This is a genomic window from Dietzia cercidiphylli (genome assembly GCF_014145145.1).
In the GTDB taxonomy this organism is placed as follows: domain Bacteria; phylum Actinomycetota; class Actinomycetes; order Mycobacteriales; family Mycobacteriaceae; genus Dietzia; species Dietzia natronolimnaea.
Map to the genome: position 1 here is coordinate 1 of NZ_JAALEA010000293.1, position 1,887 is coordinate 1,887.

A 1,887-nucleotide genomic window follows, 5' to 3' on the forward strand; every position below is an offset into this window, starting at 1 on the left:
CGGCGGCAAGCCGGACATGGCGCAGGGGGCGGGCACCGATCCGTCCGGGATCGACGCGGCCGTGTCCGCGCTGCGCGCCGCCGTGCGGGATGCCGGGTGACGGGACCGGACCCCGACGTCCACGGGTGGACCCGTGGTCGGCGGCTCGGCCTGGACGTGGGGACGGCACGGATCGGGGTCGCCTCCTGCGATCCCGACGGGATCCTCGCGACACCTGTCGAGACGATCCGCGTCACCAGCGGTGATCCCGAGTGGACGTCGGAGTTGGGACGCCTGGGGGACCTCGTCGAGGAGTACGACGCCGTCGGCGTGATCGTGGGGCTGCCCACCTCACTGAAGGGTCGGGACACCGCCTCCACGGCGATGGCGCGGTCGTTCGTGGGGGCGCTCTCCACCGCCTCGCCCGACCTCGACGTCGAGTTCGTGGACGAACGACTCACGACCGTGACGGCCGGGGCGGCCCTCCACGGCGCGGGCAGGAACACCCGACAGCAGCGGGGCGTGATCGACCAGGCCGCCGCGGTGGTGCTCCTGCAGGCATGGCTCGACTCACGGCGCGCCCGCCGATGATGGGCGTGTCGACCGGCGCGGCTGGATAAACTGCCCGTCAAGCACGATGCTGTCCGGCGGGCAGCTCCCAGAACCCCTGGCTAAGGAGCACGATGTCTGCGGCACGAGGACGCTCACGAACAAGTGGCACCACCCGGTTCATACTCCTTGCGGCCGTGGTCGGGGTTGTCCTGGCCTTCGCCGTGATGGTTTATCGCAACACGGGCAACGAGGTCTCCGCGGCACCCGATTTCGAGGGCGAGGGCTCCGGCAACGCCCTGTTGCACGTCGAGCCCGGGGACACCCTGGGCGTCGTCGGTGACCGCCTGTACGACATCGGCACCGTGGCCAGCACCCGGGCCTTCACGGGAGCGGCGGCCGGGACGTCGGTCGAGGGCATTCAGCCGGGGTACTACCAGGTCCGGGAGGAGATGAGCGCCGCGTCGGCGGTGGAGGCCCTGGCCGATCCCCGGAACAGGGTCGGTTTCATGGACGTCAAGCCCGGCGGGCGGCTGCTCGACACCGTGGTCGTCGGCGGCGGTACCGAGAAGGGCATCTTCACCCTGATCGCGGACGCGACCTGTCTCCGGGACCTGGACGACCCCGAGGCCCCACCCACCTGCCGCCAGCCGCAGGAGATCGTCGACGCGGCCGTGCAGGCCGACCCCACCGAACTCGGGGTGCCCGACTGGGCGATCAACGAGGTCCGGGGCGCCCCGGACCCGGTTCGACGTCTCGAGGGCCTGATCGCGCCCGGGGTCCACAACGTCAGCCCGCAGTCGGAGCCCCTGGAGATCCTGCGGCAGCTGATCGACTCGTCGACCGACGCCTACGACGCCACCGGTCTCGTCCCCTCGGCCGAGCGGATCGGGTTGACGCCGTACCAGGTGGTCACCGCGGCGTCCCTGGTGGAGAAGGAGGGCACGCTGGAGGACTTCGACAAGATCGCCCGGGTGATCCTCAACCGGCTCGACGAGCCGATGCGCCTCCAGTTCGACTCGACGGTCAACTACGCCCTCGCCGACCAGGAGATCGCCACCACCGACGCCGATCGTGCGGCGGTCACGCCGTGGAACACCTACGCCATGGACGGACTGCCCTACGGTCCGATCGGATCTCCCGGGCTCGACGCACTCCGGGCGATGGAGAACCCTGCCGAGGGCCGGTGGAAGTACTTCGTCACCGTCGACATGCAGGGCACCACCCGCTTCGCCGACGAGTACCCGGAGCACGAGCGGTACCAGAGCGAGGCGATAGCCAACGGGGTCCTGTCCAGTGGGCGTTAGCACCGCGGGCGCCGGTCCGGCCGGCGCTGGTCCGGGTGGCGCGGGTTCGGGT

The 1,887-nt window shown here is 71.0% G+C and carries 2 protein-coding genes; both read left to right on the forward strand.

Annotated elements, in window-relative coordinates; translation table 11 throughout:
* Nucleotides 1-96 precede the first annotated feature (96 nt).
* Complete coding sequence (gene ruvX / locus G6028_RS10985) at nt 97-570, forward strand: Holliday junction resolvase RuvX (protein WP_182658861.1); 474 nt, start codon at nt 97-99, stop codon at nt 568-570.
* 155 nt (nt 571-725) lie between these two features.
* Nucleotides 726-1,835: an endolytic transglycosylase MltG gene (locus G6028_RS10990; protein WP_338404202.1), complete on the forward strand. Its 1,110-nt coding sequence runs from the start codon at nt 726-728 to the stop codon at nt 1,833-1,835.
* The last annotated feature ends 52 nt before the right edge of the window (nt 1,836-1,887 follow it).